A 26,511-nucleotide genomic window follows, 5' to 3' on the forward strand; every position below is an offset into this window, starting at 1 on the left:
ATTGAGTATTACAATTAACAAATCAGAAAATGGCAAAAGAAGTCAGTGCGCTTGTTAAATTACAAATCAAAGGAGGAGCTGCAAATCCATCACCACCAGTAGGACCTGCATTGGGTGCTAAAGGTGTTAATATCATGGAATTTTGCAAGCAATTTAATGCTCGTACCCAAGATAAGCCTGGTAAAGTATTACCTGTTGTAATTACTGTTTATGCTGACAAGTCTTTCGAATTTATCATCAAAACCCCTCCGGTTGCTATCCAGTTAAAGGATGCTACTAAATTAGCGAGTGGTTCTGCTGAGCCCAACCGTAAGAAAGTTGGTTCGGTGACTTGGGATCAGGTTAAGTCAATTGCTGAAGATAAAATGACTGATTTAAATGCATTCACTATCGAGTCGGCAATGAGTATGGTTGCCGGTACAGCACGCAGTATGGGAATCACCGTTAGCGGCGATGCACCCTGGACAAATTAATTAACAAAAAACAGTTTACAACAGTGGCTAAATTAACAAAAAATCAAAAAAAGGCACATGCTAAACTAGAATCTGGTAAAACGTATTCTTTACAGGATGCGGCTGCTTTGGTAAAAGAAATCACGACTACTAAATTTGATGCTTCGGTTGATATCGACATCGCTTTAGGTGTTGATCCGCGTAAAGCGAATCAAATGGTACGTGGTATCGCTACTTTACCACACGGTACAGGTAAAACTGTACGTGTATTAGTTCTTTGTAATCCTGATAAGGAAGACGAAGCTAAAGCAGCAGGTGCAGATTTCGTAGGTTTAGACGAATATGTTGCCAAGATTGAAGGTGGATGGACTGATGTTGACATTATTATCACTACTCCTGCTTGTATGGCTAAAGTAGGTAAACTGGGCCGCGTTTTAGGTCCACGTAACCTTATGCCAAACCCAAAATCAGGTACTGTAACTAACGAAGTTGGTAAAGCAGTAACTGACGTAAAAGGCGGTAAGATTGATTTTAAAGTTGACAAAAGTGGTATCATTCATGCTTCGGTAGGAAAAGTATCATTCCCAGCAGAAAAAATATATGAAAATGCATTAGAAGTTCTTCAAGTAATTTCTAAGCTTAAACCATCTGCTGCTAAAGGAACTTATTTTAAGAGCATTCATGTTTCTTCTACAATGAGTCCTGGAATCGCAATCGAAACAAAATCAGTAGCAGGGATCTAATTATGAACAGAGAAGAAAAACACGAAGTAGTTTCGGCTCTTCAAGAGAAGATGCAGGACTTTGGCAATTTTTATATTGCTGATACATCAAGCTTATCTGTTGAGAAAATTAACAACATCCGTCGCAAATGTTTCGAAAGCGGTATTGAAATGCAGGTTGCTAAAAATACTTTGATCAGAAAAGCGATCGAAGGATTAGAAGGCGATAATTCAAGTATTTTTGAAGCATTAAAAGGCCAGTCAGCATTATTATTCTCAAGAACAGGTAATGGTCCGGCTAAGCTGATCAAAGCCTTGAGAAAAGGATCTGACAAACCACAGTTGAAAGCTGCGTTTATTGACACAGCAATCTATGTTGGAGATAATCATTTAGATGCATTAGTAAGCTTGAAATCAAGAGAAGAGCTTATTGGAGACATCATTGGCTTGCTACAATCGCCAGCTAAAAATGTTATTTCAGCACTTAAATCTAGTGGTGGTAAAATCGCAGGAATTGTTAAAACTCTTCAGGAAAGAGAAGGTTAAGGAACACCTTATAAGTTTCATATTATTATAAATTATTTTTCACGTCAAATTTTAAAAACTCTATAAAATGGCAGATTTAAAAGCGTTTGCTGAGCAATTAGTAAACTTAACAGTAAAAGAAGTTAACGAATTAGCTCAAATCCTTAAAGACGAGTATGGTATCGAACCAGCTGCTGCTGCAGTTGCTGTTGCAGGTCCTGCTGGTGATGCTGCTCCTGCAGCTGAAGAAAAATCTACTTTCGATGTTATCTTGAAAGAAGCTGGTGGTGCTAAATTAGCAGTTGTTAAGTTGGTTAAAGACTTAACTGGATTAGGTTTGAAAGAAGCTAAAGACTTAGTTGACGGTGCACCAAAAGAATTAAAAACTGGTGTTTCTAAAGACGAAGCTGAAGCTTTGAAAAAACAATTAGAAGAAGCTGGAGCTGTAGTTGAGATTAAGTAATCACTTAATTTTAATATAACTTTAACATAGACTCCGACTGTACAGTCGGAGTCTATACCTGTTTATATACATTTCATCTAAGTTTGGTTGGTGAGATGTTCACGGCAAACCAAACAAATAGTTTATTCTTAAACTAAATTAACTTTAGTACCTTGGCAAATAAAGTCGACCAAAGAGTAAATTTTGCACGTAGTAAGCACATCATAGATTACCCGGATTTTCTAGATGTACAGTTGCAATCATTCAGAGAATTTTTCCAGATAGAAACTACTTCAGACAACCGTCATACAGAGGGCTTGTTTAAAGTATTTGCTGAAAACTTTCCAATCACTGATTCCAGAAATATTTTCGTTTTGGAATTCCTTGATTATTTTATTGACCCACCACGTTATGATATACCTGAGTGTATTGACCGTGGGTTAACTTATAGTGTTCCCTTAAAGGCAAAGTTGAAATTGTCTTGTAATGATGCGGAGCACGAAGATTTTGAAACTATCATTCAGGATGTATATCTGGGTACTATTCCATATATGACCCCTAAAGGTACATTCGTAATCAACGGTGCAGAGCGTGTAATTGTTTCTCAGTTACACAGGTCTCCAGGTGTGTTCTTCGGTCAAAGCCGTCACACGAACGGAACCAAGCTTTATTCTGCGCGCGTGATTCCTTTCAAAGGATCCTGGATCGAGTTTGCTACTGACGTGAATAACGTCATGTATGCTTATATCGACCGTAAGAAAAAATTCCCGGTTACCACACTTTTACGTGCTATTGGTTACGATTCTGATAAAGACATCCTTGAATTGTTTGACTTGGCTGATGAGGTTAAGGTCAGCAAATCTGGTTTGAAAAAATATATCGGACGTAAGCTTGCTGCAAGAGTTTTAAGAAAATGGGTTGAAGATTTTGTAGACGAAGATACTGGTGAAGTAGTTTCGATAGATCGTAACGAAGTGATCTTAGACAGGGATACTGTTTTAGAAGACGAGCATATTGATATGATCATTGATGCTGGCGTTAAAACTATTATCTTATCTAAAGATGATGGTGCTAGTCAGGCTGATTATACTATTATATATAATACATTACAGAAAGATACTTCAAACTCTGAAAAAGAGGCTGTTGAAAACATCTATCGTGCTTTGCGTAACGCAGAACCACCTGATGAGGAAACTGCAAGAGGTATCATTGAACGTTTATTCTTCTCAGACAAACGTTATGACTTAGGAGATGTTGGTCGTTACCGCATCAACCGTAAGCTGAAGATGGATACTCCTGATCACGTTAAAGTATTAACAAAGGCAGATATTATTGCAATTGTTAAATACCTGATCAAATTAATCAACTCCAAAGAAGAGGTCGATGATATTGACCACTTGTCAAACCGTCGTGTACGTACAGTAGGTGAGCAGTTATATGCTCAGTTTGGTGTAGGTCTGGCGCGTATGGCACGTACAATCCGTGAGCGGATGAACATTCGTGATAATGAGGTTTTCACCCCAACAGACTTAATTAATGCCCGTACTTTATCGTCGGTTATTAATTCATTCTTTGGTACAAACCAGTTGTCACAGTTTATGGACCAGACTAATCCTCTTGCAGAGATTACGCACAAGCGTCGTCTTTCAGCATTAGGCCCAGGTGGTCTTTCCCGTGAAAGAGCTGGTTTCGAGGTGCGTGACGTTCACTATACCCACTACGGCAGGTTGTGTACGATTGAAACACCAGAGGGACCAAACATTGGTTTGATTTCATCTCTTTGTGTACATGCGAAGATCAATACATTAGGATTTATAGAAACTCCATACAAGATCGTAAGAGACGGTGTCGTTGCTGTAGATGAAGATGTAATTTATCTTTCTGCGGAAGATGAAGATGGTAAAACTATCGCACAGGCAAACGCTGCTTATGATGATAAAGGTAATTTCACCACTACCCGTGTTAAAGCACGTTATGAGGGTGACTTCCCGATTATTGAGCCTGAGAAATTAGACTTAATGGACGTGGCACCTAATCAGATTACTTCGATTGCTGCTTCATTGATTCCTTTCCTTGAGCATGATGATGCGAACAGGGCCCTGATGGGTTCCAACATGCAACGTCAGGCCGTACCATTGTTACGTCCGGAGGCTCCGATTGTTGGTACTGGTCTGGAAGGTCGTGTTGCACGTGACTCGAGAACATTGATCAATGCTGAAGGTGATGGTGTTGTTGAATATGTGGATGCAAATGAAATCACTATTAAATATGTAAGAAACGATGCAGATCGTTTAGTATCATTTGAAGGTGATAGCAAAACTTACAGATTAATTAAATTCAAGAAAACCAATCAGAATACTTGTATCAACTTAAAACCAATTGTTAAAAAAGGTCAGAAAGTTGTTAAAGGACAAGTACTTTGTGAAGGTTATGCAACTGAAAACGGTGAACTTGCTTTAGGCAGGAACCTTAAAGTAGCGTTCATGCCTTGGCAGGGATATAACTTTGAGGATGCGATTGTAATCAGTGAACGTATTGTTCGTGAAGACATTTTCACTTCATTGCATATTGAAGAGTTTGAATTAGAAGTACGTGATACAAAACGTGGAGAAGAGGAATTAACACCGGATATCCCTAACGTTTCTGAAGAAGCTACTAAAGATTTAGATGAAAACGGTATTATTCGTATTGGTGCTGAAGTAAAAGAAGGCGATATCCTGATTGGTAAAATTACACCAAAAGGTGAGTCTGATCCTTCACCGGAAGAGAAATTATTACGCGCTATCTTTGGAGATAAAGCAGGTGATGTGAAAGATGCATCCCTGAAAACTCCTCCTTCGATCAGAGGTGTTGTAATTGATACTAAATTATTCTCAAGAGCTAAGAAAACTACTAAAGCTGAAGAAAAAGCAGCGATAGAGAAATTAGATAAGAGATATAATCTGGCTACAACCAATCTTAAAAATGAGTTGGTTGACAAATTGTTCCAGATTGTAAATGGTAAAACTTCTCAGGGTATTTTCAACGTTTACAAGGAATTATTATTCCCTAAAGGTGCTAAGTTTACTCAAAAAAGTTTGGCTGATTTAGAATTCGCTCACATTAATCCATACAAATGGACTACTGATGACGATAAAAATGATCAGATCAAAATTTTGATTCATAACTACGGTATCCGTGTAAACGAAGAACTGGGTGCATATAAACGTGATAAATTCGCCATCAGTGTTGGTGATGAATTGCCATCAGGTATTGTGCAAATGGCTAAAGTTTATGTGGCTAAAAAACGTAAACTAAAAGTAGGGGATAAAATGGCTGGTCGTCACGGTAATAAGGGTATTGTTGCCCGTATCGTTCGTGATGAAGATATGCCGTTCCTTGATGATGGAACTCCTGTTGATATCGTGTTGAACCCACTGGGTGTACCTTCACGTATGAACCTTGGACAGATCTACGAAACTGTATTGGCATGGGCCGGTAAAGAATTGGGTGTGAAATTCGCAACTCCGATCTTTGATGGTGCCAAGCATGATGAAGTTGAAGAGTGGATCGCTAAAGCTGGTGTTCCTGCTTCAGGAAGAACTTACTTACATAATGGTTTAACAGGTGAGCGTTTCGACCAGCCTACTACAGTAGGTATTATCTACATGCTGAAATTAGGTCACATGGTTGATGATAAAATGCATGCCCGTTCAATCGGACCATATTCATTAATTACACAACAACCATTGGGTGGTAAAGCTCAATTCGGGGGTCAGCGTTTTGGTGAGATGGAGGTTTGGGCATTAGAAGCATTTGGTGCGGCTAATATTCTACAAGAGATCCTGACTGTGAAGTCTGATGATGTAATCGGTAGAGCCAAAACTTATGAAGCAATTGTAAAAGGCGAAAACCTGCCGACTCCAGGTGTACCGGAATCATTCAATGTACTGGTACATGAGCTGCGCGGATTAGGTTTAGATATTACGTTAGACTAATGTTGAATTTTTTAATGTCGGAATGGGACCTGTTAAAGGAACCCATTCTGACTTTTTAAATTTTCAAATTCAAACAACAGAGCTATGTCTTACAAAAAGGATAATAAATTAAAAAGCAATTTCACCTCGATTACCATTAGTTTGGCATCGCCGGAGGCTATTTTAGAGCGCTCTAGTGGTGAGGTGTTAAAACCTGAGACTATTAATTATCGTACTTACAAACCTGAACGTGATGGTTTGTTCTGCGAGCGTATTTTTGGTCCGGTAAAAGATTACGAATGTCACTGTGGTAAATACAAACGTATCCGTTATAAAGGTATTGTTTGTGACCGTTGTGGTGTTGAGGTAACGGAGAAAAAAGTGCGCAGAGAGCGTATGGGACACATTAACTTAGTAGTTCCTGTTGCGCATATCTGGTATTTCCGTTCATTACCAAATAAAATTGGTTACTTATTAGGCCTTCCTACCAAAAGATTGGATTTGATCATTTACTACGAGCGTTATGTAGTTATTCAGTCTGGTTTAATGGAAGAACAAGGGATCCAGTATATGGACTTCCTTACTGAGGAAGAGTACCTTGATATTCTTGATAAATTACCTAAAGAAAACCAATACTTAGACGATAAAGATCCTAATAAATTCATCGCCAAAATGGGTGCTGAAGCATTAGAAGATTTATTGAAACGTATTGACTTAGATACTTTATCTTATAACTTACGTCACCAGGCTGCGAATGAGACTTCTCAACAACGTAAAAACGAAGCATTAAAACGTTTACAGGTTGTGGAAGCTTTCCGTGGTGCAAGAACACGTATTGAAAATAATCCAGAATGGATGATTATCAAAATTGTTCCTGTTATTCCACCGGAATTACGTCCGTTAGTACCTCTTGAAGGTGGTCGTTTCGCTACTTCAGATTTAAATGATCTGTACCGTCGTGTGATTATCCGTAACAACCGTTTAAAGCGTTTGATCGAGATTAAAGCACCTGAGGTTATTTTACGTAACGAAAAACGTATGTTACAGGAAGCTGTAGATTCGTTATTCGATAATTCACGTAAAGTAAATGCGGTAAAAACTGAAGGTAACCGTGCTTTGAAATCTCTTTCAGATATCCTGAAAGGTAAACAAGGTCGTTTCCGTCAGAATTTATTGGGTAAACGTGTGGATTACTCTGCGCGTTCGGTAATTGTTGTAGGTCCAAACCTTAAATTACACGAATGTGGTTTACCTAAAGATATGGCTGCTGAGCTTTTCAAACCGTTTATCATTCGTAAGATGATTGAGCGTGGAATCGTGAAAACAGTTAAATCTGCAAAGAAAATTGTTGATAGAAAAGATCCATTAGTTTGGGATATTCTTGAGAACGTTTTAAAAGGCCATCCTGTATTACTGAATCGTGCACCTACGCTGCACAGATTGGGTATCCAGTCTTTCCAGCCTAAATTGGTGGAAGGAAAAGCAATCCAGTTACACCCGTTAGTGTGTACTGCATTCAACGCCGATTTTGACGGTGACCAGATGGCTGTGCATTTACCTTTAGGTCATGCTGCTATTTTGGAAGCCCAGGTATTGATGTTAGCTGCGCACAACATTCTGAACCCTGCAAATGGTACTCCGATTACTGTACCATCTCAGGATATGGTTTTGGGTCTTTATTATATTACTAAAGGCCGCAGAACTGACGAAAACCGTGTGGTTAACGGACAGGATTCCTCATTCTATTCTCCGGAAGAAGTTATCATTGCTTACAATGAGAAACGTATTGATCTTCATGCGTTTATTAAAGTAAAGGTAAATGTTAAAGATTCTGACGGAAATATCGTTAATAAACTAACTGAAACTACTGTTGGTCGTGTACTGTTTAATCAAATGGTTCCGGCAGAAGTAGGATATATCAATGAATTGCTGACTAAAAAATCACTGAGAGATATTATCGGTGATGTAGTTAAGGTTACTGGTATGGCCCGTGCGTCAAGATTCCTTGATGATATTAAAGAGCTAGGTTTCCAAATGGCATTCAGAGGTGGACTATCGTTTAACTTGCAGGATGTGAACATCCCTGCAGAGAAACAAGTTCTTTTAGAACAGGCTTCTGCTGAAGTTGAAGAGGTAAGGAATAACTATAACATGGGATTCATTACCAATAATGAGCGTTACAATCAGATTATCGATATCTGGACTCGTATCAACAACCGTTTAACATCATTCGTGATGACTCAGTTATCAAGCGATAACCAGGGCTTTAACTCGGTATATATGATGCTTGACTCTGGAGCACGTGGATCTAAAGAGCAGATTCGTCAGCTTTGCGGAATGCGTGGTCTGATGGCAAAACCTCAGAAATCAGGTTCAGGTGGTGAAATTATTGAGAATCCGATTCTTTCGAACTTTAAAGAAGGACTATCAGTATTAGAATACTTTATCTCTACCCACGGTGCGCGTAAAGGTTTGGCGGATACAGCGTTAAAAACTGCAGATGCTGGTTACCTGACCCGTCGTTTACATGACGTTGCTCAGGATATGATCGTGAACGCTGCTGATTGTGGTACTTTAAGAGGTATGTATACTACTGCGTTGAAAGATAACGAAGATATCGTTGAACCATTATATGACAGAATTTTAGGTCGTATTTCACTTCATGATGTATTTAATCCTTTGGATGGTGCATTATTAGTAGGTGCTGGTCAGGATATTGATGAAGACATCGCAAAAGCAATCGAAGAATCTCCTTTAGAAGGCGTGGAAATACGTTCAGTATTGACATGTGAAAACAAAAGAGGTGTTTGTGCGCTTTGTTACGGACGTAACCTTGCAACGGGTAAACGTGTTCAACGTGGAGAAGCTGTCGGTGTAATTGCTGCACAGTCTATCGGTGAGCCGGGTACACAGTTAACATTACGTACGTTCCACGTGGGTGGTACCGCATCGAACATTGCTGCTGAATCTCAGATCAATGCGAAGTTTGATGGTATCATAGAATTCGAAAACGTTCGTACTGTAGCAAATGACACAGGTGAACAAGGTGTGAAACAAATTGTTTTAGGCCGTTCAGGTGAATTCAAAATCGTAGAAAAAGGTACTGGTAAAGTTATCATGACCAATAATATCCCTTACGGTTCATTCTTATATGTTGAAGAAGGAGCTGAAATTAAAAAAGGAGATAAAATTTGTTCATGGGATCCATATAACGCGGTTATTATCTCGGAGTTTGCCGGTAAAATCGAATTTGATGCAATTATTGAAGGTGTTACCTTCCGTGAAGAATCAGATGAGCAAACCGGTCACCGTGAGAAAGTAATTATCGATACACGTGATAAAACTAAAAATCCATCAGTAAGAGTTGTAGATAAAAAAGGTGAATTAATCAGACAGTATAACATTCCTGTTGGAGCTCACGTTTCTATCGATGATGGAGAAGCGGTTAAGACTGGTCAGATCTTAGTTAAAATCCCTCGTGCTACAGGAAAAACAAGAGATATTACGGGTGGTTTACCACGTGTAACTGAATTGTTCGAAGCACGTAATCCTTCTAATCCGGCTGTAGTAACTGAGATTGATGGTGTAGTAACTTTAGGTGGTGTGAAACGTGGTAATCGTGAGATGACTATCGAATCAAAAGATGGTGAGATCAAGAAATATCTGGTACCATTATCTAAACACATCCTGGTTCAGGACAATGACTTCGTGAAAGCTGGTATGCCATTATCAGACGGATCGATTTCTCCTGCGGATATCTTAGCAATTAAAGGTCCTGCTGCTGTACAAGAATACTTAGTGAATGGTATCCAGGAAGTTTACCGTTTACAAGGTGTAAAAATCAATGATAAACACTTTGAGGTTATTGTACATCAGATGATGCAGAAAGTTCATATCGAAGATCCGGGTGATACTACATTCTTAGAAAATAATTCTGTAGATCGTTGGGACTTCATGATTGAAAACGATGATATCTATGACAAGAAAGTTGTTATTGATGCTGGTGATTCAAATACGGTTAAACCAGGTCAGATTCTTTCTCTGCGTAAATTAAGAGATGAAAATTCTCAGTTAAAACGTAAAGATTTGAAACAGATCGAAGTTCGTGATGCAAGATCAGCAACTGCTAGTTCTGTATTACAAGGTATTACACGTGCATCATTAGGTACTAAATCATTCATCTCTGCAGCTTCCTTCCAGGAAACTACAAAAGTATTGAACGAAGCTGCAATTGCAGGTAAACGTGATAATATGCTTGGATTGAAAGAAAACGTAATCGTTGGTCACTTGATTCCTTCAGGAACTGGTGTTCGTGGATACGAACGTATTATCGTGGGTTCACAAGAAGAATATGACAAATTATTAGCTTCGAAACAAGAAGAAGAAATAGAAGCATAATTTAAATAGTTAATTTTTTTTAATCCCTCCTGATCTTGTCAGGGGGGATTTTTTTTTAATATAGCTACCATGCTAAGGAATTAAAGAAGTAGTTTTGTAGTATGGAAAACGAGAACAACGAGAATCAGATTAACATTGAACTTTCTGAAGAGATAGCAGAAGGTATATTTTCAAATCTTGCAATAATCACACACTCCAATACGGAGTTTGTACTTGATTTTATCAGGGTTATGCCAGGAGTACCAAAAGCAAAAGTGAAATCAAGAATCATTTTGACTCCTGAACATGCGAAGAGATTAATGAGTGCAATGCAGGATAATATAGAGAAATTCGAATCAATTAATGGCAGAATCAAAACTCAGGAAGAACCTTCAGGATTTCCAATGAACTTTGGCGGGCCAACAGCACAAGCTTAATTAAATAGAGGAGGAGAAAACAATTTTCTGCCTGTTTTCTCCTTAATTTTTTATTGATCGTTCGAGGAAATTGATGACTTCTGCCGACTGATCAGGAGAGAACCAATGGATTTGTATATCTCTTCTAAACCAGGTCAGCTGGCGCTTTGCAAATCGCCTGGTGTTCTGTTTGATCTTATCTACCGCAGTATCATAAGTAATTGTACCATCCAGATAATCAAAAAGCTCTGCATATCCAACAGTTTTCAGTGCATTCAGCTCTCTGAATTCAATTAAGGATTTTACTTCTTCTAACAGACCCTGCTCCAGCATTACATCTACACGATGATTAATGCGCTCATATAAAAGAGGTCTTTCCATATTCAAGCCGATCTTTATGATGTTAAAAGACCTTTCTTTCTTACTGTTTGTTAAAAATGAAGAGACTTTTTTTCCTGTAGACAGGAAAAATTCCAGTCCGCGGATGAGACGCTGTGTATTGGCCTGATCTACTTTTGCATAGTATTCTGGATCAACTGCTTCAAGCTGAGCTTTGATAGGTTCCAATCCTTCTGTTTCAAACAGCTGATTCAGCTGATTCCTGATTTCCATGTCTGTATCCGGCAATTCATCAAGTCCTTTAGTTACAGCATCCAGGTATAAACCAGATCCTCCAACCATAATTGCCAGATCATGTTTGGTAAAGATTTGATCCAATAGCCCTAAAGCTTGTTTTTCGAAATCTCCGGTACTGAAGAAGGTATTAATAGAGTGGGAATCAATAAAATGATGTTTAGCGGCAGCAAGCTCATCTGCATGGGGCTTTGCGGTTCCTATTGACATCTCTTTGAAAAACTGTCTGGAATCAGCAGAGATGATTTCTGTCCTGAAATGCTGGGCCAGCGTAATAGCTAAAGCTGTTTTACCTATTGCCGTTGGCCCTGCAATTACAATTAATGTTTTATTTTTTGCCATTGATATGGCTTAGTAATCTTCTTTACTATCGTACTCATCTTCATGATAATCTTCATCCTCAGAGAAATCATCCGAATCTGAATCGTCATCATCGGCATCTTCACTTTTTTCTGATGTAGTAATACCACGGCCATCCATTGCTTCAATTTCTTCTGTATCCTCAGGTACAAAGTCCATTTCGTTCAGGAAATCGAAATCATTAGAAATTGGGTTATTCGTTACGACTTCAGTTGGAATATTATTGGCATCAAAGATCTTAGGTGCCTCACCGATACTTTTGAAAAGTACAGGATATTCAATATTAGGATCTGCCTGCAAAATAATTTTGATCAGCTCTACATGGAACTCATAAGGGCGGTCAAAATTGTAGATATAATAAAATTTCTGATGTGGATCTTCAATAAAAGCACTTAGCCTGGATTTTTCCATTAAGCTTACACCGCGGTCGGTTTTCTTTTGCGTTGGGAGGTATGCGATTTCATCCCCTTTGATCCAATGATCAGAACTTACATAAAATGAAGAAGATTTTTCTGCATTATAACCTGTTGTGCGGTGTAGTGCTTTATGTAAATCTTCAAAAGTTTGCGTTGATTTGATATCGATCTCTCTGATCACTTCATCGTAATCGTCAAAACTAAGTCTGAATCTGTAAATTGCCATTTGTGCTGTATTTCTATATTATAAAATTATAAAATAAAATATGTTTTCACGAGTACATATTCATTTTATGAGATATGATGCCATTTTGAGCCATAATTCTATGAACTAAAACCCAGTGGTCACATTAATTATTTAGGTTGTTCTGTAATTGGTATGAGTCCAAATTCTTTTCCCTTGCGCAACATAAATGCTAACGCTTCACCAGGTGAATTTGTTATTTCGCCCTCCAGAATTGCTTCGCGGATTGCATTTTTAATCATGCCCACTTCTTTACCGGCAGCGAGGCCAAATACTTCCATGATGTCATTTCCTGAAACAGGAGGTTGCCAGTTTCTTATTTTGTCCCGCTCTTCTACATCTTTCAGCTTTTGCTTAACCAGCTCAAAGTTATTCCGGTATTTTTTTATTTTATATTCATTTTTAGTAGTTACATCCGCATTGCAGAGTAACATCAGGCTTTCAATATCCTCACCTGCATCAAATAAAACGCGTCTTACCGCAGAGTCTGTTACCACTTCCTGTGCGAGAACAATAGGACGTAAATGCAGCTGGACCATCTTTTGAACAAACTTCATCTTTTCGTTCAATGGTAATTTCAACTGTGAAAAGATCTGGGGAACCATTCTCGCTCCTTTATCTTCATGACCATGGAAAGTCCAGCCATGATTCTCCTCAAAGCGTTTAGTTGGTGGTTTGGCGATATCATGAAGAATCGCTGCCCAGCGTAACCAAAGATCCTCAGTAACTTCACAGATATTGTCCAGTACCTGCAAGGTATGGTAAAAATTATCTTTATGTCCTTTTCCTTTAATGATTTCTACTCCATATAAATTTGCCATTTGTGGAAATATGATATGAAGCAGGCCTGTATCGAACAAATATTTGAAGCCTATTGAAGGAACAGGGGAGAGGATAATTTTATTCAGTTCGTCTGTAATTCTTTCTTTGGAAACAATGCTGATCCTTTCCTTTTGTTTAGCAATTGCAGCTAATGCCTGCTCATCAATATTGAAATTCAATTGAGTCGCAAAACGGATCGCACGCATCATGCGTAAAGGATCGTCTGAAAAAGTAATTTCAGCATCCAGTGGCGTACGGATTAATTTATTATTTAAATCCTCTATACCATTAAAAGGATCAACCAGTTGTCCGAAATTATCTTTATTTAAAGAGATTGCCAAAGCATTGATTGTAAAGTCCCTTCTCAACTGATCATCCTTAATTGTACCATTTTCAACGATAGGTTTACGGGAATCAGCACGATAAGATTCTTTTCTTGCACCAACAAATTCAAGTTCAAGCTCACGGTACTTTAACATGGCAGTGCCGAAATTTTTAAAAACAGCAACTTTACTCTTTAGCTGTTTTCCGGTACGTTCAGCAAATTCGATCCCATTTCCCAGAACGACTACATCAATATCCTTTGATGGTCTTTTCAGAAAAATATCCCGTACGTATCCACCAATCACATAGGCTTCGATATGATTTTCATCGGCAATACCAGCCATTACCTTAAAAACAGGATGTTCTAGATTTTTTTTCACTAATTATATATTGTTTTGAGCTTATAAACTCATGATGCTTCCAATAGCGTCTGCAAAAGTACTAAAACTTACTTTCTTATGAAGGAAAATTGACCAGATGGACTTAATTTCATGATTGTAGATGCCTTTTTATTAATTCTGAGTTCCTGTTCCCAGTCCACCACATAATCTACAGCAGCTTTAATTTCTTCGTCAATCTCATCAAAAAACTGTGGAGTAGGCTGGCCTGAAAGATTAGCGGATGTAGAGACGACCGGTTTTCTGAAACGCTGCACTAACTGCTGTGCAAAATCATGTTTAACCACTCTTATACCGACACTGCCATCTGCATTGATCACGTTTTTAGCTAAATTCTTTGCGCCCGAAAAGATGATCGTTAATGGATGTTCCGCAAATTCGATCAGATCGTATGCAACCTCAGGCACTTCATCGATATAACTTTGTATTTTCGAATCATTATCCACCAGGACAATAAAACTCTTATCAGAAGAGCGGCCTTTAATCGCATTAATTTTTTCGACTGCTGCTTCATTTGTCGCATCACAACCTATACCCCATACCGTATCTGTAGGATAGAGGATTACGCCCCCATTTTTCAAGACCGTTAAAGCCTTGTCAATTTCCGTTTTTAGCATGGTGTAAATTTATTAAATAATCTCCGGTATTCAGAAGGTTCTTAATCTTTAGCAATCATGCTGCTGTAAGAATTCATTAGCTGACGGGCCAAATCTGCTGTATTGAATTTCTGCGCATAGCTCAGACCTTCTTCTTTCATTTTGTCAGCCAGCTTTTGATCAGTTAAAACAGAGTTTACTGCCTTTGCCAGTGCCGCAGCATCATTTGGATCTATATACAAACTATGCGGGCCGCCTGCTTCTTCCAGACAAGAACCTGTTGCCGCAACAACTGGTATCCTGCCATAAAGCGCTTCGATGATCGGGATGCCAAACCCTTCGTAAAAAGACGGATAAACAAATACAGAGGCCAGCTGATAAATAGCAGGGAGGTCTGTGAACGGAATATCTTTCAGAAAAATGACTCTTTCTCCAAGATCCAGTCTTTCAATCTCCGCAATTACTTTTTGTGCGTAAGCCTGCTTTTTTCCAACCACGACCAATTTAAAATCAGGGTCAATAGCAGGTAACGCCTGTACTAAAGCCAGTAAGTTCTTTCTGGGTTCAATTGTTCCTACATTGAGGATGTACTTTTCAGGCAGCTGATATTTTTTGCGGATTGAATCCTTAAATTCCTGCCCGATAATTTGTTTAAAAGAATCATCGCAGGTTTGATAGAGTACTTCTATTTTCGAAGGATCAACCTGATAATATTCAATGATATCATTTTTGGTCTGCTCACTGATGGCGATGATATGATCCGCATGTTTGCAGGCATATTTACTTTTGAAATTATAGATCGTGCGGTCTATGAATTTATAATACTGCGGATAACGCAGAAAAATGAGGTCATGAATGGTAACTGCAGTCCGGATAGCCGGAGATACGCCGACAGGGATTTCATTACTTAAACCATGATAAATTGCAATGTTATCTGTTTTAAATTGCTTTCTTACGCCGAAAGTTCTCCAAAGGAACGAAGACTTTTCAGGCAGCACCAGGTGGATATTCTGTCTTTCAAAAAAAGAAGAAATCTGACCATGCCGTTTGACCTTGGGACTATAAATAAAGTATTGGTTTTGAGGGAAAAATTCTGATAACTGTAAAACAAGTGATCTGCTGTAATTGCCTAAACCGGTAAAATTATTGGCGGCTCTTTTTCCATCAAAACCAATATTCATTATACTGCTACATTGTTTTCTCTTAATGCATCATTAAGTGAAGTCTTTTTATCTGTAGATTCTTTACGTTTTCCGATGATCAATGCACAAGGAACCTGGTAATCACCAGCAGGGAATTTTTTAGTATAACTTCCTGGAATCACTACTGATCTTGCAGGCACGATACCTTTATATTCAACAGGAGTACTTCCTGTAACATCAATAATTTTAGTAGAAGCGGTTAATACAACGTTTGCGCCTAAAACAGCTTCACGTTCTACACGTACACCTTCCACAACGATAGCTCTTGAACCGATGAAACAATTGTCTTCGATAATAACCGGAGCAGCCTGAATTGGCTCTAAAACACCACCAATACCAACACCGCCACTTAAATGTACATGTTTTCCGATTTGTGCACAAGAACCTACTGTAGCCCAGGTATCAACCATTGTACCTTCGTCAATATAAGCACCGATGTTCACATAAGAAGGCATTAAAATCACTCCTTTAGATAAAAATGCGCCATAACGTGCACTTGCACCAGGAACAACCCTTACCCCTAATTCTTTATAATTGGTTTTCAATTTCATTTTATCATGAAATATGAAAGGGCCAACTTCAATTTCTTTCATTTCTCTGATAGGGAAATAAAGGATAACAGCTTTCTTTATCCATTCATTAATTCCCCATGAATTTAGAATTGGTTCAGCAACGCGGATTTCTCCCTTATCCAATTGCATCACAACAGTCTCGATCGCTTCACAATATTCAGTATATTCTAATAAAGTTCTGTCTTCCCAAGCAGCCTCTATTAACTTTTTCAATTCTTTAATCATTATCAATTTTATTTTTTCACAAAATAAATCAATTTTATGTATTGAGCGATCTTTTACTTATGTATTTTTGATTTTTTATGGCAGAGCAGGAAAAATTACGGATAGATAAATACTTGTGGGCAATAAGATTGTTTAAAACAAGAACTTTAGCAACTGAGGCGTGTAAAGCTGGCCGCGTTAAATTTAACGGTCAGAATGTGAAAGCTTCTGTAGTGGTCAAACCCGGTGACGTTTACCAGGTTTCCAAAGGAATCGAAAAAAAGATTATCGAGGTCGTTGAACTGTTGTATACCAGGGTTGAATCAAAGATCGCAGTGACAAAATATAAAGATATTACCCCGATCGAAGAAACGCAGGGTTATAAAAGTATGTTTCATTCACCAGTTTTAATCCGGGACAGAGGAGCAGGAAGACCTACCAAGAGAGACAGAAGAGAGATTGATGATTTAAAAGGCAATCTTTTTGACGAAGACGAAGAGAAAAAAGATTAGCCGGGGTTTTCCCTGGCTAATAGTCAATTTTTATAGCAGACTGTTCCCAGAGCTTAAAAGCCTGCTGGGCTTCTTCCCTTAATAGCTGGTTTACAGGAATGATACGTTTTTCCATAGGCTTGTCCAGTTCTTCATAAATGAACTGATCATCAAAACCAATCCGGGCAGCATCGGCTTTTGTATTTGCATAATAGATGATATTGATCCTTGACCAGTAGATCGCGCTCAGGCACATCGGACAAGGCTCACAACTGGTATAGATCACACAACCGTTCAGGTCAAAAGTTTTTAATTTTTTGCAGGCTATCCTGATCGCAGATACTTCTGCATGTGCAGTAGGATCATTTGTTGTAGTCACCTTGTTACCACTTTTAGCTACAATTTTTCCATCTTTAACTACTACAGCGCCAAAAGGGCCTCCCAGGCTTTCTGATACATTCTGTTCGGATAATGCAATAGCCAGGCGCATAAACTTTTTATGGGCATGCTCTTCTTTTGTTTCTTTTTCCATCTTAAAATTATATGCAAAAAAAATGCCCCAATTAAGGAGCATCTTTTTTAACGTTCAGCATTAATTATTTTTTGTCAGCCTTGTAACCTTCGTTAAGACCAGTGATTACTTCACTCGTTACATCTAAAGAAGCATCAGCAAATAAAATAGCACTGTTGCCTTTCTGGTAAGTCAACACCATTTTATAACCTTTACCTTTAGCATAGATTTTCAGGTAATCAGCAATTTTGTTGTATAATTTTTCTTGCTCAGCACCTTGCTCATTTTGTAAAGCAGCGCCGGCATTTTGCTGATAAGCTTGTAATTCCTGTTGTTTACGTGCTAATCTTTGCTCAGTAGTAGCTCTCTGGTCAGCAGGTAATGTGTTTTGAGTTTGCTGATATTGAGCAACTTCACGTTGAAAAGCCTGTTGTTTTGCAGCAAGATCAGTTTGGGCAGCTTTAGACTTGGCATCTAATTTAGTCTTAAGATCTTTGAAATACTGGTACTTAGTTAATAACGAATCCGAATTTACATAAACGATAGGCTCGTTAGCTTTAACTGTTGTTGCAGCAACGTCAGTTTTAACCGCAGTATCAGTCGCAGCTTTGTTGTCTTTACTCTGGCAGGAAGCCAATACTGAAACTAATGCTACAGCGGTAGCCAGTGTGCTTAGTTTGAAGGATGTTCTGTTCATTTATGCGTTTATTATAATGTTGTTTTTAATTCTTTTCCAGTTTCAGTGTCCATTTATGGTTTAAACTGACGGAGTAAATTTTAGCAAATATAAAATTTCCAATTTAGTATCCTAAATAACTTGTTTTTTTTGGGTCATTAATGCAGTTTTTTGATCAAATAGTTATCCACATTTGCCTTTAATTGGCCATAATTGGTTATTTTTGAATCTTATTTTTTATTAACATTTATGAGCGAAGAAAAAGATTCAAAGTCAAATTATTCGGCAGATAATATACAGGTATTAGAAGGTTTAGAAGCGGTGCGTAAGCGCCCTTCAATGTATATAGGTGATACGGGTGTTAAAGGGTTGCACCATTTGGTTTATGAAGTAGTAGATAACTCAATTGATGAGGCCCTGGCTGGGCATGCCAATACGATTACGGTAAATATTCTTAAAGATAATTCTATCAGAGTTGAGGATAACGGTCGTGGTATTCCGACAGGAATCATGCAAAAAGAACAAAAATCGGCTCTTGAGGTTGTAATGACCGTACTGCATGCCGGTGGTAAGTTCGATAAAGATACTTATAAAGTTTCCGGTGGATTGCACGGTGTGGGGGTAAGTTGCGTAAACGCACTATCTATACATTTGAAAGCAGAAGTACACCGTGAAGGGAAAATCTGGGTACAGGAATACCGCGAAGGTAAACCACAGTACGATGTGAAAACTGTAGGTGAAACTGAAAAAAGAGGTACTGTAATTACTTTCACTCCGGATGATAAGATCTTTACACAGACTACAGAATATCGTTATGATACGCTGGCTTCGCGTTTAAGAGAGTTATCTTTCTTAAATAAAGGAATCAGCTTAACACTAACAGATGAGCGTGAAGTTGATGAGCAGGGAAATTTCCTGACTGAACTTTTCCTTTCTGAAGGTGGTTTAAAAGAATTTGTTCAGTTTTTAGACGGAGGTCGTCCTTCACTGATTGCTGAGCCTATTTATGTAGAAGGAATTAAAAATGGTATTCCGGTAGAGCTTGCTTTGCAGTACAATGACAGCTATGCTGAAAATGTGCACTCTTATGTAAATAATATCAATACACATGAAGGCGGTACACACATTGCCGGTTTCAGAAGAGGTTTAACCCGTACTTTGAAAGCTTATGCTGACAAGTCTGGTTTACTTAAAAACGTTAAATTTGAGATTACCGGTGATGACTTTCGTGAAGGTCTGACTGCTGTAATTTCGGTAAAAGTACAAGAGCCGCAATTTGAAGGGCAGACCAAAACCAAATTAGGTAACACTGAGGTTATGGGTGCTGTGGATATTGCCGTTGGTGAAGCATTAGGTATTTATCTGGAAGAATATCCAAGAGAAGCCAAAATGATCGTTAACAAGGTTATTCTTGCAGCTACAGCACGTGCAGCAGCGCGTAAAGCACGTGAGATGGTTCAGCGTAAAAGTGTAATGGGCGGATCTGGCTTACCAGGTAAATTAGCCGATTGCTCGGATAGTGATCCTGAAAAATGTGAATTATACCTTGTCGAGGGAGATTCCGCGGGTGGAACTGCAAAACAGGGCCGTGACCGTAACTTCCAGGCTATTCTTCCACTGAAAGGTAAAATCCTGAATGTGGAAAAAGCAATGGAGCATAAAATCTACGAAAACGACGAGATCAAGAATATGTTCACTGCACTGGGTGTAAGTATAGGTACTCCTGAAGATGATAAAGCGCTGAATATTACTAAACTCCGTTACCATAAAATCGTGATCATGACGGATGCGGATATTGACGGATCACACATTACTACCCTGATCCTGACCTTCTTCTTCAGATACATGAAAGCATTAATCGAAGCCGGTTATGTTTATATCGCAGCGCCACCGCTTTACCTTGTTAAAAAAGGAAAAGATCAGGAATACTGCTGGAATGATATCCAGCGTGATGCAGCAGTACAACGTTTAAAAGGGCAAGGTAAAGAAGAAAGTGTTCACATCCAGCGTTACAAAGGTTTGGGTGAGATGAACGCAGAACAACTTTGGGATACTACATTAAACCCGGCCAACCGTACTTTAATGCAGGCTACAATTGAAAATGCTGCGGAATGTGACCATACTTTCTCTATGTTAATGGGAGATGAAGTTGCACCACGAAGAGAATTTATTGAAAGAAATGCTAAATACGCGAAGATTGACGCTTAGGCTTTTAATCTTTCCATAAAAAAGGAGGTACCCGGTAATTTGGACTGCCCCCAAAAAGTTAGACACTTTCTGGGGGCAGTCCAAATTGGGACCTCCTTTTTTTTATGGAAATATGATGTTAAGATAAATCTCTTTTATAAGATATAGTAGGTTTTTGGATTATGAACAGGCTCCATAGCCTTCATTTTATCTTCATGATAATGGGCATCATTCAGCATCTGTGACAGATCTCTTTCTATAGTTCTTGAGATCGTTGTTGTTGGCGTATCCGTAGGTTTGTTTTCAAAAGGATCCTGCAAATGAATAGCCATCTTCTCAATTAATAAGAACGCTGCTGCAATTGCGATAACCACAGGCACTTCAATGTACCCAAAGAACTCAATCAGTCCAAAAGGCAGCATGATAATAAACAAGTAGATCGTCATATTGATATACTTGCTATAGGTAACCGGGAATACCGTGTTTTTTATCCGCTCAGCCCCTCCCATACGATCACATAAATTTGATAAAGTCCTGTCAATCTCTATCTGCTGATAAGTATTGATCCAGCCTTCTTTAACAGCGATTTTAATATCCCGTGCATGCAACTCTAAAATGGACATCGGTATATTTTTATATCTGCTCACAAAGTCCAGCTCATCAGGTTTCATAAACTTGTCCAGTCCTAATATCGGATTCGTATTTCTAAGCGATTGACTTAAGCCATAAGCCCAGGCAATTTGCCTTTTCACAAAGCGTTCCTTGAACAATTGTATTTCTGCCGAATAATAAGGATCATCAATAAAGTACAGTATCTGTCTTGTTAATGATCTTGAATCATTGACAATTCCACCCCACAGAATCCGCGCTTCCCACCAGCGATCATAAGCCTGGTTAGACCGGAATGCCAGTAAAAGTGAGATTACTGTACCTAAAAGGGCTGGTACCGCAATAGGTATAGAGATTCTGGTGAAATGAAAGTTTTCATAAAGTATGACGATACCAACGGCATACAAGGTTACTAAAATCAGATCTTTATATATTTTCCCGAAGATGTAGGTTAGCGGGACATTTTTCTTTAATAACATATATTGTGTTTTAAAAGGTCATAACTAGACAAGCTGAGCAACTTCATGCTCCAGCGCAATTGCTTTCTTTCTTTTTACAGGTGCTTCATCTTCCTGAATAACCCTGAGTATCGGGATACCAGATTTATTTAAGAATACGTCAGGATTGATACTATACTTTGATATCTGACGAAAACTATAAGTTTCAGGACAGTAGATGAAATCCACTTCATGTGCTTCAGCAAAATTTCTGAAAGCAGCCATTGTACTACCGTAAAAATATTCAATACCTATAGTGTCTATCTGAGCCTGATGTGTTTTTTTGAAATCATAACACGCGCGGTGAAAAGATTCGGGAATTTGCCCGTACTCAGTACTTCTTCGGGAAAGCATTAATAAATCGGAGATAGAATCTGTCAGTTTATAAGCATGAAAGAATAAAATCCTGATCGGTTCATCTTTGAAATTTTTCAGTATGTTCTTTGAGAGATAAACTGAATTTTCGTTGAAATCTGTAGGAATTAAGACTGTTTTCATATTGTATCTTTTGATTAGTTAATGATACAATAGTACAGCCCGGACATTACAGCCGTATAAGAGTAAGATTAGAATGAGATTAGAATTTCGGGAATAATCAGATTGTCTTGACAGGAATAATCAGAGGTATCCTGATCAGCGTGAACGGGGCAATAAAATGCTCATTTCAGTTCCGGATTCCTGTACAGTTTTAATAGCTATACTTCCCTTGTGCAAACGGATAATATTTAATGATAAAGGCAGGCCTACCCCATATCCATTATAATCAGTCGTATTGGAAGCGCGGAAAAATGGCTCAAACACATGTTGTAGTTCATCCTCAGGAATGCCAATTCCCTGATCCTTTACACTGATTACGATATTGGTACGTGTAACAGATAAACCGACTTCAACCACTCTGTTATCAGAATATTTACAAGCATTGTTTACAATATTGGTTACTGCCAGCTTAATCAGGTTCAGGTTTCCATTTAAATTAATACTTTCCGGGTTTTCCGGAAGTTTAGAAAAATCTACCTGAATTTTATTCTCCGGATTCACCAGGTCGATAGAAGCCTTTACATCCCAGATCAACTCATCCAGCCGGATTTCTTCCCAGCGCTGTTTTTCCCCGTCAAAACCAGATTGTGCTAAACTTAATAAACTCGTCAATATATTTTCCAGTCTTTCGGACTCCGCCTGGATAGTCGCTAAAGATTTCTGAAGCTCAGGATCCCGGTGGCCGTCTCTGGCAATTGTCAATTCGGCTTCCCCGCTAATGATCGTTAATGGTGTTCTTAACTCATGAGAAGCATTGCTGATAAAATTGTTCTGTGTTTCGAAAGCAGTTTCCAGTCTGTCCAGCATCTCATTAAAAGTCTGTGAAATCTCTGAGATTTCATCATTTCCTTTGATAGGCGGGAGGCGCTGGTGTAAATTCTCTGCGCTGATCCCTTTCGCCTTTTTAATTAACTCTCTGATTGGTTTAAAAGTGAAGTCAGAGAATCTTCTTCCTACAAAGTACGATAAAGCGACCGAAAGGAAGAAACCTGCAAACAAGATTTTCTGTAAATCCTTAAGCTCCCTGTAACCATAAGGATCTTTTGCAGAAATGATAACAATATAGCCATTCGGTCCATTTTTGAAGTACTTACCAGCATAAAACACGTTTTCGTTCCGGTAACGGGCCAGCATACCAGATTCAATATTTTTATAAAAACTGGAAGGGAGGTTTACCTTTTTATTAAAAGCTATTTTACTAGGTTCATCCGCAGCAAAAACCTGTTCTTCCTCCTGTGGCAGACGTTCCAGGTATTTCTGGCGTACCTCGTTATACTCCAGCGTATTTGTTCCAGCTGCAGCCTTAGTCTGAATCGCTATTTTTACCCGCGCTTCCAATCTCTTGTAGAAATCTTCAAAAGCAAACTCATTTGCAAAATACCATACAAAACCACTCAATAAAGAGATGATAATTGCAGATAAGACAGCAAATAAGAAAGTGATGCGGGTATTTAAATTCATGGCAATGATTTTTCTTTGAGCAGGTAGCCTAATCCAACAACCGTATGCAGCAGCGTGGTGCTAAAGCCTTTGTCTATTTTCTTTCTCAGGTAATTGACATAAACATCAACCACATTTGTGCCCATGTTAAAATCAATATCCCAGACATTCTCCAGAATATCTATTCTGGACAAAGTTTTGTTCTTATTTCTGGCAAAGAATTGAAGCAGGCGGTATTCTGTTGCCGTCAATGTGATTTCCTGATTGGCTCTGGTCACTGTTTTACCAGAAATATTGATCTGTAAATCGCCAATAGTGATAATTTCATCTGCTTGCTGAAGACCGGCATGCCGCCTCAACAACATGCGGATTCTTGCACTTAGCTCAGCAATTTTAAAAGGTTTCACCAGGTAATCATCAGCCCCATTGTCAAGTCCTGTAACGATATTCTCCGTACTGCTTAATGCAGTCAGCATAATAATAGGTAGCTGCGGATAATTCTTCTTGATCTGCTTGCACAAGTCCAGACCATTGATTCCAGGAAGCATAATGTCCAGTATAATCAATGAAAAAGTATGCGCCGAAACCATTTCCAGCGCAATAAACCCGTCAGGTGCCACACTTAGCTCAAAGCCTTCACTGCTTAACCCTCTTTTCAGAACTGACACCACATTAGGCTCGTCTTCAACAATAAGGAGTTTCATAAGCAGGTGTTTTATTCAGGCAAATTTAAGCAGATTGAAATGGAAATCAGCCTGGTTTAGAAGAAAATAGAATTTTCAGTTTTTTGTAGTTGATCTTAGCATGATATTTAAGGAAGATATCGCTGCCAATAATCGCTACGATCCGGGGGTGCCCCATTAATTCATAAGCATCATTTACAGTTTCCAGATCCAGCGCTACCGCAGGGTAAGCTTTAATCATCAGTTTACCGATTTTTAATTTCAGGATCACTGCCTGTATCGTACTTGAAGTTGTAAACAATGTCGTCGCATTGGTTTCTTCCTCCTGCTGTTCAACCACAGCACCGCTATACTGCTCAATAAAGGCCTTGTTGAATACTGACCTTGAAGCTCCGGTATCTACGACTGCCCAATGTTTTTTACCAAAAACAACGATTTCCACCAGGAGGTGGAAACCGTCATCATTTAAGTTTATTAAAGTAAGAGGGACTGTAACAGTACGCATTAAATAAGCTTCATTTCTTTAAGCACATTATTCATTGCCCTTACCGCATCAGCACTTTTATTGAAGGCAGTTTTTTCTTCCTCATTCAGATTATAATCTATAATCTTTTCCCAGCCATTACGACCAACAATTACAGGTACACCTAAACAAATATCATTTTGTCCATATTCCCCATCAAGGGCAACACAGCAAGTAAATAGTTTCTTTTCATCACGAACAATGCTCTCCACCAGTGCAGCACCGGCAGCACCGGGAGCATACCATGCCGAAGTTCCCAATAAGCCAGTTAATGTCGCGCCACCTACCATAGTATCAGCAGCAACTTTAGCCAGTACCTCAGCAGATAAAATATCCTTTACTGGCAAACTCTGATAAGTTGCATAACGTGTTAACGGAATCATTGTCGTATCACCATGACCACCGATAACAAAGCCCTGCAGATCATTTGAATTACAGTTTAAGGCTACACTCAGGTAATATTTAAACCTTGCACTATCTAAAGTACCACCCATACCAATGATTCTGTTTTTAGGCAGCCCCAAAGATTTAAGTGCTAAATAAGTCATGGTATCCATTGGATTGCTGATCACAATAATAATCGCATCCGGAGAGAACTTTAATATATTTTCTGCTACACCTTTAACAATACCCGCATTGATGCCAATCAGCTCTTCACGGGTCATTCCCGGTTTGCGCGGTAAACCAGAAGTAATTACAGCAACGGCAGAACCTGCGGTCTGGCTATAATCATTTGTTACCCCGGTAATTTTTGTATTAAAACCCAGCAATGCAGCAGTCTGCATCATATCTATCGCTTTGCCTTCAGCAAAACCTTCTTTGATATCTAATAAAACTAATTCTTCAGCTAACTCTTTTCTAGCAATATTATCTGCGCAAGTCGCACCAACTGCTCCTGCACCAACAACTGTTATCTTCATGGATTCAATTTTTAAATTGTAATAAAATCTTCATTAGATCTTCCTGCCCAAGTTATAAAATTTAAGGCATTATCAGAAAATCTTTAAAAATCCTTTTTAAAACTTTATCAGACCTTCTTGGTTTTATGAGAAAGAATTTACATTTGCTTAACGTCTGTTTAGATTTGTAAATTGATTTTGGTCATTGCAGCTAAACAGATATTCTTACCGTATTAATTAGGGAACGCTATGTTAGAGAATAAACCTGTTGAAAAAGTTGATATAATGTCTTATGCAGGTAAATGGTATTCACTATGTTCAATACCCACCTTTATGGACAAAAACTGGCATGAAACTACAGAGACGTATGTGATACATCCTGACGGTTACTATGCAGTTTTTACTACCTATAAGTTACCCCCGGCCCAAACAACCAAGTACGTACGCTCCAAACTGATTGTGGTTCGCGGAACCAGTAATGCACAACTTAAAGCACAGTTTGTATGGCCTTTAAAAGTGGATTACTGGATTATTGAACTTGCCGCAGATTACTCCTATGCCGTTGTCGGGCACCCTAAACACAAAAACCTTTCTATTCTTTCCCGCAGGCCGGAAATGTCCGACGAACTTCTGAATGAAATTATAGAACGATGTGAGCAAAAAGGTTACGATACCTCAAAGCTTGTCTCACAGGAACATAAGCCAGCAGCACCTAAGAGTCAGGCATAATCTTCCTGAATCCAGTAACAATTTTATCAGGTAAATTTCAACCGCTTCTTAAAAAAACGTAATTTTGTA

The 26,511-nt window shown here is 38.6% G+C and carries 24 protein-coding genes; 10 read left to right on the forward strand and 14 right to left on the reverse strand.

Annotated features, from left to right (window positions below):
- Positions 1-29: 29 nt before the first annotated feature.
- The 7 genes from rplK to AB3G38_RS20565 all read left to right on the forward strand — a co-directional run bounded on the left by rplK (position 30) and on the right by AB3G38_RS20565 (position 10,910).
- Positions 30-473, forward strand: a complete 444-nt coding sequence (gene rplK / locus AB3G38_RS20535; protein ID WP_037443979.1) for a 50S ribosomal protein L11 — start codon at positions 30-32, stop codon at positions 471-473.
- A gap of 23 nt (positions 474-496) precedes the next feature.
- A complete protein-coding gene (rplA, locus tag AB3G38_RS20540; RefSeq protein WP_068403182.1) occupies positions 497-1,195 on the forward strand; it encodes a 50S ribosomal protein L1 in 699 nt (232 codons plus the stop codon).
- 2 nt (positions 1,196-1,197) lie between these two features.
- Positions 1,198-1,719 carry a 50S ribosomal protein L10 gene (gene rplJ / locus AB3G38_RS20545; protein WP_183865813.1) on the forward strand — a complete coding sequence of 174 codons (522 nt, stop codon included), beginning with the start codon at positions 1,198-1,200 and terminating at the stop codon, positions 1,717-1,719.
- 67 nt (positions 1,720-1,786) lie between these two features.
- Positions 1,787-2,161 carry a 50S ribosomal protein L7/L12 gene (rplL, locus tag AB3G38_RS20550; RefSeq protein ID WP_068403178.1) on the forward strand — a complete coding sequence of 125 codons (375 nt, stop codon included), beginning with the start codon at positions 1,787-1,789 and terminating at the stop codon, positions 2,159-2,161.
- Between the two features lie 152 nt (positions 2,162-2,313).
- A complete protein-coding gene (rpoB, locus tag AB3G38_RS20555; protein WP_367865598.1) occupies positions 2,314-6,117 on the forward strand; it encodes a DNA-directed RNA polymerase subunit beta in 3,804 nt (1,267 codons plus the stop codon).
- An 84-nt stretch (positions 6,118-6,201) separates the two neighbouring features.
- On the forward strand, positions 6,202-10,494 hold the full coding sequence (rpoC, locus tag AB3G38_RS20560; protein ID WP_367865599.1) for a DNA-directed RNA polymerase subunit beta': 4,293 nt from the start codon (positions 6,202-6,204) through the stop codon (positions 10,492-10,494).
- 101 nt (positions 10,495-10,595) lie between these two features.
- Positions 10,596-10,910: a DUF3467 domain-containing protein gene (locus tag AB3G38_RS20565; protein WP_367865600.1), complete on the forward strand. Its 315-nt coding sequence runs from the start codon at positions 10,596-10,598 to the stop codon at positions 10,908-10,910.
- A gap of 42 nt (positions 10,911-10,952) precedes the next feature.
- Here AB3G38_RS20565 and miaA read toward each other — a convergent pair whose 3' ends face one another.
- The 6 genes from miaA to AB3G38_RS20595 all read right to left on the reverse strand — a co-directional run bounded on the left by miaA (position 10,953) and on the right by AB3G38_RS20595 (position 16,678).
- Positions 10,953-11,864, reverse strand: a complete 912-nt coding sequence (gene miaA, locus AB3G38_RS20570; protein WP_367865601.1) for a tRNA (adenosine(37)-N6)-dimethylallyltransferase MiaA — start codon at positions 11,862-11,864, stop codon at positions 10,953-10,955.
- Positions 11,865-11,873: 9 nt separating this feature from the next.
- Complete coding sequence (locus AB3G38_RS20575; protein ID WP_367865602.1) at positions 11,874-12,524, reverse strand: hypothetical protein; 651 nt, start codon at positions 12,522-12,524, stop codon at positions 11,874-11,876.
- A 128-nt stretch (positions 12,525-12,652) separates the two neighbouring features.
- A complete protein-coding gene (locus tag AB3G38_RS20580) occupies positions 12,653-14,068 on the reverse strand; it encodes a CCA tRNA nucleotidyltransferase (protein ID WP_367865603.1) in 1,416 nt (471 codons plus the stop codon).
- Positions 14,069-14,136: 68 nt separating this feature from the next.
- Positions 14,137-14,703 carry an L-threonylcarbamoyladenylate synthase gene (locus tag AB3G38_RS20585; protein WP_367865604.1) on the reverse strand — a complete coding sequence of 189 codons (567 nt, stop codon included), beginning with the start codon at positions 14,701-14,703 and terminating at the stop codon, positions 14,137-14,139.
- A gap of 41 nt (positions 14,704-14,744) precedes the next feature.
- Positions 14,745-15,863, reverse strand: a complete 1,119-nt coding sequence (locus AB3G38_RS20590; RefSeq protein WP_367865605.1) for a glycosyltransferase family 4 protein — start codon at positions 15,861-15,863, stop codon at positions 14,745-14,747.
- Positions 15,863-16,678 carry a 2,3,4,5-tetrahydropyridine-2,6-dicarboxylate N-succinyltransferase gene (locus tag AB3G38_RS20595; RefSeq protein ID WP_367868780.1) on the reverse strand — a complete coding sequence of 272 codons (816 nt, stop codon included), beginning with the start codon at positions 16,676-16,678 and terminating at the stop codon, positions 15,863-15,865. The genes AB3G38_RS20590 and AB3G38_RS20595 overlap by 1 nt, the downstream gene beginning before the upstream one ends.
- A gap of 80 nt (positions 16,679-16,758) precedes the next feature.
- Between AB3G38_RS20595 and AB3G38_RS20600 the strand changes: the two genes are divergently transcribed.
- Positions 16,759-17,172, forward strand: a complete 414-nt coding sequence (locus AB3G38_RS20600; protein WP_367865606.1) for an RNA-binding S4 domain-containing protein — start codon at positions 16,759-16,761, stop codon at positions 17,170-17,172.
- Between the two features lie 16 nt (positions 17,173-17,188).
- Here the strand turns inward: AB3G38_RS20600 and AB3G38_RS20605 are convergent, their stop codons facing one another.
- Positions 17,189-17,683: a nucleoside deaminase gene (locus AB3G38_RS20605; protein WP_367865607.1), complete on the reverse strand. Its 495-nt coding sequence runs from the start codon at positions 17,681-17,683 to the stop codon at positions 17,189-17,191.
- A 64-nt stretch (positions 17,684-17,747) separates the two neighbouring features.
- Positions 17,748-18,359, reverse strand: coding sequence for an OmpH family outer membrane protein (locus tag AB3G38_RS20610; protein WP_183891691.1), 612 nt, complete (start codon positions 18,357-18,359; stop codon positions 17,748-17,750).
- Between the two features lie 228 nt (positions 18,360-18,587).
- Here AB3G38_RS20610 and gyrB point away from each other — a divergent pair, with 228 nt between their 5' ends.
- Positions 18,588-20,546: a DNA topoisomerase (ATP-hydrolyzing) subunit B gene (gene gyrB, locus AB3G38_RS20615; RefSeq protein WP_367865608.1), complete on the forward strand. Its 1,959-nt coding sequence runs from the start codon at positions 18,588-18,590 to the stop codon at positions 20,544-20,546.
- 134 nt (positions 20,547-20,680) lie between these two features.
- Here the strand turns inward: gyrB and AB3G38_RS20620 are convergent, their stop codons facing one another.
- The 6 genes from AB3G38_RS20620 to mdh all read right to left on the reverse strand — a co-directional run bounded on the left by AB3G38_RS20620 (position 20,681) and on the right by mdh (position 25,734).
- The gene (locus AB3G38_RS20620) at positions 20,681-21,613 is read right to left on the reverse strand and encodes a bestrophin family protein (protein WP_367865609.1); all 933 of its coding nucleotides are present in this window, start codon (positions 21,611-21,613) and stop codon (positions 20,681-20,683) included.
- 24 nt (positions 21,614-21,637) lie between these two features.
- The gene (locus AB3G38_RS20625) at positions 21,638-22,129 is read right to left on the reverse strand and encodes a hypothetical protein (RefSeq protein WP_367865610.1); all 492 of its coding nucleotides are present in this window, start codon (positions 22,127-22,129) and stop codon (positions 21,638-21,640) included.
- Between the two features lie 135 nt (positions 22,130-22,264).
- On the reverse strand, positions 22,265-23,629 hold the full coding sequence (locus AB3G38_RS20630; protein WP_367865611.1) for an ATP-binding protein: 1,365 nt from the start codon (positions 23,627-23,629) through the stop codon (positions 22,265-22,267).
- Positions 23,626-24,312: a response regulator transcription factor gene (locus AB3G38_RS20635; RefSeq protein WP_367865612.1), complete on the reverse strand. Its 687-nt coding sequence runs from the start codon at positions 24,310-24,312 to the stop codon at positions 23,626-23,628. The genes AB3G38_RS20630 and AB3G38_RS20635 overlap by 4 nt, the downstream gene beginning before the upstream one ends.
- A gap of 46 nt (positions 24,313-24,358) precedes the next feature.
- Positions 24,359-24,796: a retropepsin-like aspartic protease gene (locus AB3G38_RS20640; RefSeq protein WP_367865613.1), complete on the reverse strand. Its 438-nt coding sequence runs from the start codon at positions 24,794-24,796 to the stop codon at positions 24,359-24,361.
- The gene (gene mdh, locus AB3G38_RS20645) at positions 24,796-25,734 is read right to left on the reverse strand and encodes a malate dehydrogenase (RefSeq protein WP_183865796.1); all 939 of its coding nucleotides are present in this window, start codon (positions 25,732-25,734) and stop codon (positions 24,796-24,798) included. The genes AB3G38_RS20640 and mdh overlap by 1 nt, the downstream gene beginning before the upstream one ends.
- Before the next feature lie 228 nt (positions 25,735-25,962).
- On the opposite strand from mdh, the gene AB3G38_RS20650 reads away from it, so the two are divergent.
- Complete coding sequence (locus AB3G38_RS20650; RefSeq protein ID WP_367865614.1) at positions 25,963-26,442, forward strand: lipocalin family protein; 480 nt, start codon at positions 25,963-25,965, stop codon at positions 26,440-26,442.
- Positions 26,443-26,511 lie beyond the last annotated feature (69 nt).

Origin of the sequence: Pedobacter sp. WC2423, from assembly GCF_040822065.1 — a bacterium.
Taxonomy (GTDB): Bacteria; Bacteroidota; Bacteroidia; order Sphingobacteriales; family Sphingobacteriaceae; genus Pedobacter.

What these genes read in the sequence shown, in the direction of transcription:
- AB3G38_RS20635 (WP_367865612.1), bottom strand. Translation starts at nt 24,312, where the DNA reads ATGAAACTCCTTATTGTTGAAGACGAGCCTAATGTGGTGTCAGTTCTG.
- AB3G38_RS20650 (WP_367865614.1), top strand. Translation starts at nt 25,963, where the DNA reads ATGTTAGAGAATAAACCTGTTGAAAAAGTTGATATAATGTCTTATGCA.
- rpoC (WP_367865599.1), top strand. Translation starts at nt 6,202, where the DNA reads ATGTCTTACAAAAAGGATAATAAATTAAAAAGCAATTTCACCTCGATT.
- AB3G38_RS20575 (WP_367865602.1), bottom strand. Translation starts at nt 12,524, where the DNA reads ATGGCAATTTACAGATTCAGACTTAGTTTTGACGATTACGATGAAGTG.
- mdh (WP_183865796.1), bottom strand. Translation starts at nt 25,734, where the DNA reads ATGAAGATAACAGTTGTTGGTGCAGGAGCAGTTGGTGCGACTTGCGCA.
- AB3G38_RS20585 (WP_367865604.1), bottom strand. Translation starts at nt 14,703, where the DNA reads ATGCTAAAAACGGAAATTGACAAGGCTTTAACGGTCTTGAAAAATGGG.
- rplL (WP_068403178.1), top strand. Translation starts at nt 1,787, where the DNA reads ATGGCAGATTTAAAAGCGTTTGCTGAGCAATTAGTAAACTTAACAGTA.
- rplJ (WP_183865813.1), top strand. Translation starts at nt 1,198, where the DNA reads ATGAACAGAGAAGAAAAACACGAAGTAGTTTCGGCTCTTCAAGAGAAG.
- AB3G38_RS20630 (WP_367865611.1), bottom strand. Translation starts at nt 23,629, where the DNA reads ATGAATTTAAATACCCGCATCACTTTCTTATTTGCTGTCTTATCTGCA.
- gyrB (WP_367865608.1), top strand. Translation starts at nt 18,588, where the DNA reads ATGAGCGAAGAAAAAGATTCAAAGTCAAATTATTCGGCAGATAATATA.
- rplK (WP_037443979.1), top strand. Translation starts at nt 30, where the DNA reads ATGGCAAAAGAAGTCAGTGCGCTTGTTAAATTACAAATCAAAGGAGGA.
- miaA (WP_367865601.1), bottom strand. Translation starts at nt 11,864, where the DNA reads ATGGCAAAAAATAAAACATTAATTGTAATTGCAGGGCCAACGGCAATA.
- AB3G38_RS20600 (WP_367865606.1), top strand. Translation starts at nt 16,759, where the DNA reads ATGGCAGAGCAGGAAAAATTACGGATAGATAAATACTTGTGGGCAATA.
- AB3G38_RS20565 (WP_367865600.1), top strand. Translation starts at nt 10,596, where the DNA reads ATGGAAAACGAGAACAACGAGAATCAGATTAACATTGAACTTTCTGAA.
- AB3G38_RS20625 (WP_367865610.1), bottom strand. Translation starts at nt 22,129, where the DNA reads ATGAAAACAGTCTTAATTCCTACAGATTTCAACGAAAATTCAGTTTAT.
- AB3G38_RS20610 (WP_183891691.1), bottom strand. Translation starts at nt 18,359, where the DNA reads ATGAACAGAACATCCTTCAAACTAAGCACACTGGCTACCGCTGTAGCA.
- AB3G38_RS20640 (WP_367865613.1), bottom strand. Translation starts at nt 24,796, where the DNA reads ATGCGTACTGTTACAGTCCCTCTTACTTTAATAAACTTAAATGATGAC.
- AB3G38_RS20605 (WP_367865607.1), bottom strand. Translation starts at nt 17,683, where the DNA reads ATGGAAAAAGAAACAAAAGAAGAGCATGCCCATAAAAAGTTTATGCGC.
- AB3G38_RS20620 (WP_367865609.1), bottom strand. Translation starts at nt 21,613, where the DNA reads ATGTTATTAAAGAAAAATGTCCCGCTAACCTACATCTTCGGGAAAATA.
- AB3G38_RS20590 (WP_367865605.1), bottom strand. Translation starts at nt 15,863, where the DNA reads ATGAATATTGGTTTTGATGGAAAAAGAGCCGCCAATAATTTTACCGGT.